The organism is Dietzia timorensis (genome assembly GCF_020742175.1).
Classification (GTDB): Bacteria; Actinomycetota; Actinomycetes; order Mycobacteriales; family Mycobacteriaceae; genus Dietzia; species Dietzia timorensis_A.
Genome location: NZ_DYXM01000032.1, coordinates 1 through 7,917 on the forward strand (window position 1 = coordinate 1; position 7,917 = coordinate 7,917).

At 63.8% G+C, this 7,917-nt stretch carries 8 protein-coding genes and 1 pseudogene; 1 reads left to right on the forward strand and 8 read right to left on the reverse strand.

The window, feature by feature from the left end:
* Positions 1 to 463: 50S ribosomal protein L10 (gene rplJ, locus K8V11_RS01565; RefSeq protein WP_303910455.1), on the reverse strand; the 463-nt coding region annotated here is incomplete at its 3' end.
* 394 nt (positions 464 to 857) lie between these two features.
* Here rplJ and K8V11_RS01570 point away from each other — a divergent pair.
* A complete protein-coding gene (locus tag K8V11_RS01570) occupies positions 858 to 1,982 on the forward strand; it encodes a diacylglycerol kinase family protein (RefSeq protein WP_303910456.1) in 1,125 nt (374 codons plus the stop codon).
* 15 nt (positions 1,983 to 1,997) lie between these two features.
* Here K8V11_RS01570 and K8V11_RS01575 read toward each other — a convergent pair whose 3' ends face one another.
* The 7 genes and pseudogenes from K8V11_RS01575 to K8V11_RS01605 all read right to left on the reverse strand — a co-directional run.
* Positions 1,998 to 2,753 (reverse strand): ABC transporter ATP-binding protein, encoded by a 756-nt coding sequence (locus tag K8V11_RS01575; protein WP_303910457.1) that lies wholly within the window; start codon positions 2,751 to 2,753, stop codon positions 1,998 to 2,000.
* The gene (locus K8V11_RS01580; RefSeq protein ID WP_303910462.1) at positions 2,750 to 3,712 is read right to left on the reverse strand and encodes an iron chelate uptake ABC transporter family permease subunit; all 963 of its coding nucleotides are present in this window, start codon (positions 3,710 to 3,712) and stop codon (positions 2,750 to 2,752) included. Before K8V11_RS01580 ends, K8V11_RS01575 begins: the two co-directional genes overlap by 4 nt.
* A gap of 103 nt (positions 3,713 to 3,815) precedes the next feature.
* Positions 3,816 to 4,808 (reverse strand): ABC transporter permease, encoded by a 993-nt coding sequence (locus K8V11_RS01585; protein WP_303910458.1) that lies wholly within the window; start codon positions 4,806 to 4,808, stop codon positions 3,816 to 3,818.
* 130 nt (positions 4,809 to 4,938) lie between these two features.
* The gene (locus K8V11_RS01590; protein WP_303910459.1) at positions 4,939 to 5,988 is read right to left on the reverse strand and encodes a siderophore ABC transporter substrate-binding protein; all 1,050 of its coding nucleotides are present in this window, start codon (positions 5,986 to 5,988) and stop codon (positions 4,939 to 4,941) included.
* A gap of 386 nt (positions 5,989 to 6,374) precedes the next feature.
* Positions 6,375 to 7,097 (reverse strand): 50S ribosomal protein L1, encoded by a 723-nt coding sequence (gene rplA / locus K8V11_RS01595; RefSeq protein WP_303910460.1) that lies wholly within the window; start codon positions 7,095 to 7,097, stop codon positions 6,375 to 6,377.
* 120 nt (positions 7,098 to 7,217) lie between these two features.
* The gene (rplK, locus tag K8V11_RS01600) at positions 7,218 to 7,649 is read right to left on the reverse strand and encodes a 50S ribosomal protein L11 (protein WP_303910461.1); all 432 of its coding nucleotides are present in this window, start codon (positions 7,647 to 7,649) and stop codon (positions 7,218 to 7,220) included.
* 184 nt (positions 7,650 to 7,833) lie between these two features.
* Positions 7,834 to 7,917: pseudogene (locus K8V11_RS01605) on the reverse strand (transcription termination/antitermination factor NusG); the annotation flags it as partial.

Here is a 7,917-nt window from a genome sequence, read left to right on the forward strand (position 1 = left end):
CCGGGGCGTTGAACAGCCCGGCAGCCTTCGACTGGCCGCCCTTGAGCGCGCCGGCCATCTTGGAAAGCAGCACCTCGCGGGATTCGAGATCGGCGATCTTTTCGATCTCGGCGACAGAGACGGGCGTGCCGTCCATGATGCCGCCCTTGATCACGAGCTCTTTGTTGTCCTTGGCGAAGTTCTTGAGCGCCTTGGCGGCCTCGACGACCTCACCGGTGACGAACGCAATGGCGGTGGGACCGGAAAGCAGTTCGTCGAGTCCCTCGACGTTCGCCTCGTCCGCCGCACGCTTGACGAGCGTGTTCTTCGCGACGGTGTACGACGCGGAATCGCCCAGATCCTTGCGGAGCTGCGTGATCTGCGGAACAGACAGTCCGCGGTACTCGGTGATGAGCGCCGAGCCGGAGTTCTCGAACTGCTCCTTGAGCTCCGCAACTGCGGAGACCTTTTCGGGTTTTGCCATTTTCGCCTCCTTCCTACTTTCTCGTCCGCGCCCGGAAACGACGAACGCCCCGGCGCAAAAGGCACGGGGCGCAAAGGAAGGCTCGCGGCGCTCTGGGCGCCCGAAGCACAGCTGAACTCTTTGCTGACCTTCGTATCTCCTGCGTGGGCCGCCGGGTGTTCCCGGACCTTCAATATCCTCCACGGAGTGCGGAGAATATGACCAACGGTCTTCGGTGAAACTTGATCAAATGCGCGTACAGGGCACGCGCGTTCAAACTTCGTCTAGAAGGTTAGCCCGCTCCGGCGTCATACTCCAAATCGTTTGAACCCCTCCGGGCACGCTCCGGGTGACAGAACAACCCCGAGGGTTCTTCCCCACCCCGCGCGTGCGGAGAAAATGGCACGGTATAGGAGTGAGTATTGCCGGAAATAGTGGGGAGACTGCGGACGATCTGCCCCAGCGCGCCCATGCTGCGGTGGTGTACAACCCCGTCAAGGTCGACCTGGTCAAGCTGCGCCGCGTCGTCGACGAGCGCGAGCGCAAGCATGCGTGGGGGCCGTCGCAGTGGATCGAGACCACGGTCGAGGATCCGGGCGAGTCGATGGCGCGGAAGGCGGTTGCCGACGGCGCCCGCCTTGTCATCGCTTGTGGCGGCGACGGCACCGTCCGTTCCGTGGCCGCGGGCGTGCACGGCACCGGTGTGCCCATGGGCATCGTGCCGCTGGGCACCGGCAACCTGCTCGCGCGCAATCTCGAGATTCCCATCGACTCGCTCGACGCGGCCGTCGCCGTCGCGATGAGCGGCTCGATCCGCCCGATAGATCTCGGCACGGTGGACTACACCTCCGCGCGGGGCGAGAAACGCCGCGAGGTATTCCTCGTCATGGCGGGTGTCGGCATGGACGCGGACATGATCGCCGGCACGGACGACGATCTCAAGAGCCAGGTCGGTTGGGTGGCGTACGTGTCCACGTTCGTGCGGTCGGTCTTCACCGGTCACCGGATCCGGGCGGATTATTCGCTGGATGACGGCGGGCTCACCCACGCGCACGCCCGCACGATCCTCGTCGGCAATTGCGGCGTGTTGCAGGGTGGGATGGTGCTCATGCCGGGCGCGCTCGTCAGCGACGGCAAGCTCGATATGGTCGCCCTGCGTCCCAAGGGGATCTTCGGCTGGCTGCGCCTGGCCTACGCCGTTCTCGTGCAGAACACGCTGTTCGAGCGCCTGGGCGTGCCGCCGGCACGCAAGTGGTCCGAGCAGTTCAATGCGCGGATGCGCGCCCGGCGCGAGCATTGGGCCGAATGGGCCGGGATCGAGCTGCCCGCCCCTACCGATAAGGGCGAGGCCCGCAAGAGCCGCCGCCGCGAGCGCCGCGCGGACGCGCAGACTCTCGTGCACGAGCAGGCACGGAGCATTTCGGTCCGGGTGCAGGAGAAGCCCGCGAGCTTCCAGATCGACGGCGATGGCATCGGCGATGTCACCGAGTTCGTCGCGCAGGTGCAGCCGCACTCATTGTCGATTCGGGTGCCCTTCTAGCTGCGAGCCGTCAGGTCAGAAGTACACGGCGAGCGGTCCGCGCGGGCCGTCGATCACGTCGACATCCGTTTCGAATACGCGCGAGAGTGTCTCGCCGTTCATGATCTCGGCGGGTGTGCCGAACTCGGCGACCTTCCCGTCCTTCATGATGCAGATGCGGTCCGCGTAATGGCCGGCGAAGTTGATGTCGTGGAGCACGACGACGATCGTTCGGCCAAGCTCATGGGCGGCCCGGTGCACCTGTCTCATCATCTGCACCGAGTGCCGCATGTCGAGATTGTTCAGCGGCTCGTCGAGCAGCACGTACTCGGTGTCCTGGGTAAGCACCATCGCGACGTATGCGCGCTGGCGCTGCCCGCCCGAGAGCTGATCGAGATACCGGTTCTCGAGATCGCCGAGTCCGAGGAAATCGATCGACTGCGAGATGATCCTCTCGTCTTCGGCGTTGATTCGCCCCTTCGTGTACGGGAACCTGCCGAACCCGACGAGCTGTCTCACGGTGAGCCGGGTGATGAAGTGGTTCTCCTGCCGCAGGATCGACAGCACTTTCGCCAGGTCCCGCGACTTGGTGGTGCTGACGTCGAAGCCCGCAACCTCGATGACTCCCTCGTCGATCCCCAGCAGGCGACCGATCATCGTGAGCATCGTCGACTTGCCGGCGCCGTTCGGCCCGACGAGCGCCGTGACCCCGCCCTTCGGGATCTCCAGATCCAGCGGGCCGATCCTGACTTCGTCGGTGTAGTTCTTGGCAACCTGGGACAGCGATATCACAGTCGCCCCTTTCGCAAGATGACGGTGAGGAACACGAGCCCGCCGACGAGCTCGATGATGATAGACACGACGCCCTGCGCATAGAACACGTGTCTCATGACGAAGTACGCGCCGGTGAGCACAACGTAACAGGTGAGCACGGCGACCGGGAAGATGAGGCGGTGGTCGAAGGAGTCGGAGAATTGGTACGCCAGCGTCGCGACGAGGAACCCGAGGAAGGTCATCGGACCGATGAGCGCCGTCGATACCGCCATGAGCACCGATACGAGCACGAGGACCTTGAGAATTTCGCGCTTATGGTTGTAGCCGAGGTTGGTGGCCACGTCCCGCCCGAGCGAGATCACGTTGAGCCGCCGCGAGCTGAGCCACAGCACGCCCGCGGCCGCCAGGCACAGTGGGATCGCGATCGGTAAGTAGCTCGCGTCGGCGTTGGAGATGTTGCCGAAGAGCCGCGCCGCGAGCACGTCGAACTCGCTGGGCGACAGCAGCCGCTGCATGAACGCCGAAATCGAACCGAGTCCGCCGCCGATGATGATGCCGATGAGCAGCATGATCTGGATGTTGCCGAGGCGCCCGGACAGCAGCCAGCCATACAGCAACGTGGCCAGCCCCACCATGAGAACAAGCTGCAGAACGAACTGGCCGGTGCCATGGAGCGCGACGAGACCGGCAACGCCGAGGAAATACACCGCCGAGGTTTGTATCGCGACGTAGAGCGACTCGAAGCCCATGATCGACGGGGTGATGATGCGGTTGTTTGTCACCGTCTGAAACGAGACGGTGGCCGTCGCCTGACACACCGCGACCACGGCCATGACGATGACGTTCTCCATACGCATCTCGGCGATGAGCCAGAATCCGCGCGAGCCCGGGGGCATCGGATTGCCCCAGGCGAGTAGGCCATAGGTGAAGCCGGCGGCCGCCAGGACGAGGACGGCGACGATCGCCCAGTAGCGCAGGGCGCTACGGCGTTCCGGAAATGTCTTCGCGCTGCGCCTACCGCCCCGGTCCTGTCCGGCGCCTGTCGCGATCGCCGCCTCGGTGCTCGCGGCCGTCTTCGGTTCAGCCACGACGACGCTGCCTCAGCAGAAGTGCGATGAAGACGACGGCGCCGACGATCCCGAGGATCAGGGACACCGGCACCTCGAATGGCGCGATGATGGTCCGGCCCACGAGATCGCAGACGGTCACGATGCCGACCCCCAGCAGTGCGACCCACGGCAGGTTCGACCGCAGGTCATCCCCGCGCAGCAGCGAGACGATGTTCGGCACGATGAGCCCGAGGAACGGCAGGTTTCCCACGACCACCGTGACCACGCCCGTTGCCACCGCGATGAGCCCTGTACCGAGCAGCACAACGCGGTTGTAGTTGAGCCCGACGTTGGTGGCGATGTCCTCGCCCAGTCCCGCAAGCGTGAACCGGTCGGACACCACGAAAATCGCGATGACGACGACGAGCACGAGCCACAGGGCCTCGTATTGCCCGCGCAGTACGGAGGTGAAGCTCCCTGCGAACCACACGCCGAGGTTCTGCAACATGTCTGTCTGCAAGGCGATGTAGGTGGACACCGAGCTCACCACGGCGCCCAGCATGATTCCCACGATCGGCACGATGAGCGACGAGCGCAGCGTCACCCGCCGGAGAAACAGGAAAAAGATCGCGGTACCGAGGAACGCCGCGAGAATCGCCCCGACCATCCGCTCGCCAACTCCCGCACCGGGGAAAAAGATGAGCGTGAGCATGAGGCCGAGCCCGGCCCATTCGGTGGTGCCGGTGGTCGTGGGTTCGACGAACCGGTTCTGCGTGAGCAGCTGCATCACCAGCCCGCTCATCGCCATTGCCGCGCCGGCGAGCACGAGAGCGATGGTGCGCGGGATTCGGGTGATTCCGAACATCGCGCGCCCGTCGTCCGAGCCGAAGATGTCGTATTGCCCCGTGAACAGTGACACTGCGAGCAGCCCTGCCACGACGGCGATGCCCAGAAGCAGTTTCCAGTCGAAAAGCTTTTCATTCGAGCGTTCCCGGCGTCGGGTCTCGGGCGTGGTTGTCGTCATGGCTGCACCCGCCCTTTGCGCAATGGGTTTTGCCGGGAAGTATGACGGCGATCAGGCGCCACCGCCCAGGTCGTGCTGTGTGCGGTGGCGCGTGATCGCCGTAGCGGAGGAACTCGGGTCACCCGAGGGACTACTTCTCTGTGTTGTCGTCGGAACTGGCGCCCTTGCCGGACTCGAGCGCGTCTGCAAGGGAATTGAAGAACTCGGTGTAGGTCTGGATGCCCTCGTTGGTGTAGGTGTCTTCGGGCATGATGACGATGTTGCCGTCCTTGACCGCCCCGACGTTCTGCAGCGCTGGCGATTTCTCGATCAGGGCGTTCGCGGGTGTGTAGCCGTCTTCGTCGGACGCCACGGCGGCGTCACGATCCATGACGAGGATGAGGTCCGGGTTCGAGTCCGCGATGGCCTCGACGGAGATGTCGTCGCCCTGGTGATCGTCGGAGGCATCGTCGACCTCCAGCGCCGGGCTGAAGTCAAAGATGTCGAAGACCGGTCCGAGCGTGCGGCCGACCGTGGGCGCGAGGTAGTTGATATTGCCGCCCGACGTGTTCACGGCCATGACCGAGGTCCCCTCGTCGTAGGCCTTCTCGACTCTCTCGATGGACGAGTCGAAGTCGTCGACGAGAGCCTGGGCCTCGTCCTGCTTCTGGAAGAGCTCGCCGAGGGTGAGCGTCTGGCGCCTGAGCTCTTCGTCGAAGTCCTCGCCCTCGCGCGGCTCGAGATCGATGAGCGTGGCATCGGGCACGAGCTCGGCGATCTGGTCGTTGAAGTCGGTGAATCGCTGACCGCTGATGACCACGTCAGGCTCGGCGGCGACGATGGTCTCCAGGTTCGGCTCGCGGTGGTTTCCGACGTCCGGGATCGACTCGTCGTTCGCCATCGAGTTGGTTTCGGGCATGAGCGAACGTGCGGCGGCCGACAGCTCGACGCCCCAGGAGTTCAACGCTTCGAAGGTGCGGTTATCGAGAGCAACCACAGAGTTCGGCGGCGAGGGGACGGTCTTGGTGCCCTCGTTGTCCTCGATCTCGATCTCCGAGACCTCATTGGCAACGTCGTCACCGCCATCCGTAGTGCCGGCCCCTTCAGCCGAGGAACAGCCCGCAAGAACGAGTGCGGCTGCGGCGAATCCCGCGAACATGGCTCCAGGGCGGCGTGCAGTGATCGTCGATCCAACTCGCATTCAGGTGTCTCCTCACCGATAAATGTGTCGGCCCACAGCGCCGAAGTGCGCCGAGCCTTCGAGTGCCGGACCATATTCGACGACCACCACGGGCCATGAGGTTCATCGGCAACACAGGCCAGGCTAACAAACTTTTAGGAAAGGGCAACTTATCTTCAGCGAGGACACCCTAGCCAAAGTAGGAAAATGGGCGAACACGCCTATAGTGCGCTGAATTTGCTCAGTGCACGCTTATGGGAGAAAAGGCATGGAACGAGTCCGCACGCAGGGAACTTGTCGAGACAAAGCAAACCGCCCTCCGCGCACTGCCATAAGCAGGCGCCGGAGGGCGGTTCGAGAGTCGGCATACGAAATGTGGGCTATCCCACATTCCGCGCGTCGAAACTTTACTCTGCGGCTTCCTCGCCGGAGACGATCTTCGAGGTGATCGAGTTGTCGACCGGGATACCCGGGCCGAACGTCGTCGACACGGAGATCTTCTTGATGTAGCGCCCCTTCGCAGCGGACGGCTTGAGGCGCATGACCTCGTCCATCACGGCGGCGTAGTTCTCGGTGAGTGCCTTCGCCGAGAAGGACGCCTTGCCAACCAAGAGGTGCAGGTTGTTCGCCTTGTCGGTGCGGAAGTTGACCTTGCCGCCCTTGATGTCGTTCACGGCCTTCGTCACGTCCATGGTGACGGTGCCGGTCTTCGGGTTCGGCATGAGGCCACGGGGGCCGAGCACGCGGGCCACGCGGCCGACCTTGGCCATCTGGTCCGGGGTGGCGATCGCGGCGTCGAAGTCGAGCCAGCCGCCCTGAATCTTCTCGATCAGATCCTCGGCGCCAACCTCGTCCGCGCCGGCAGCGAGGGCCTCGTTGGCCTTCTCGCCGGCGGCGAACACGATGACACGAGCGGTCTTACCGGTGCCGTGCGGAAGATTCACGGTACCGCGGACCATCTGATCAGCCTTACGGGAGTCGACGCCAAGACGCATGGCGACCTCGACGGTGGCGTCCGTCTTGGTCGAGGAGGTGTCCTTGGCCAGTTCCATGGCCTCCAGAGGCGTGTACAGCTTGTCGCGGTCGACCTTTTCGGCAGCGGCCTTGAAAGCCTTGCTGTTCTTGCTCATTTGCTATCCATTCCTTCGCCCGGTTCCCGATGGGATCCGAGGTGGTGGGCAGTGGTACGGGCCTGAGCCGCCCTCCCACTATTTCTGTTCAATCACATATGACGGCGGACGCCGGCATATTTAGTCGACGCTGATGCCCATCGACCGTGCGGTGCCGGCGACGATCTTGGCGGCGGCATCGATGTCGTTGGCGTTGAGATCTTCCATCTTGGTCTGGGCGATTTCCTTCACCTGATCCATGGAGACCTTGCCGACCTTGGAGCTGTGCGGCGTGCCGGAGCCCTTCTGGACACCTGCGGCCTTGAGCAGAAGCTTCGCGGCCGGGGGCGTCTTGAGCTTGAAGTCGAACGAACGGTCCTCGTAGACCGTGATCTCGACGGGAACGACGTTGCCGCGCTGGTTCTCGGTGGCGGCGTTGTACGCCTTGCAGAACTCCATGATGTTGACGCCATGGGCACCGAGTGCCGGGCCAACCGGCGGTGCGGGGTTGGCCGCACCGGCCTGGATCTGCAGCTTGATGAGGCCTGAGACCTTCTTCTTCTTGGGAGGCATATCTTCCTGATTTCTCGTTGACGGCACGTGCTGTACACACGTGTTCGGGAGTGGCTACCACGGCACATTTCGGGCATGCCAATAGCCGTCTACCCGCTGAACAACTCGCACCACTTTACGCCAGAGCCGCGCGTTTCCCCTAATCGAAGGCGAATACGCGCGGCTGGAGGCGTGCGGTGAAGACTTAGAGCTTGTCGACCTGGTTGAAGCCGAGTTCGACAGGCGTCTCGCGGCCGAAGATCGACACGAGCACCTTGAGCTTGCGCGA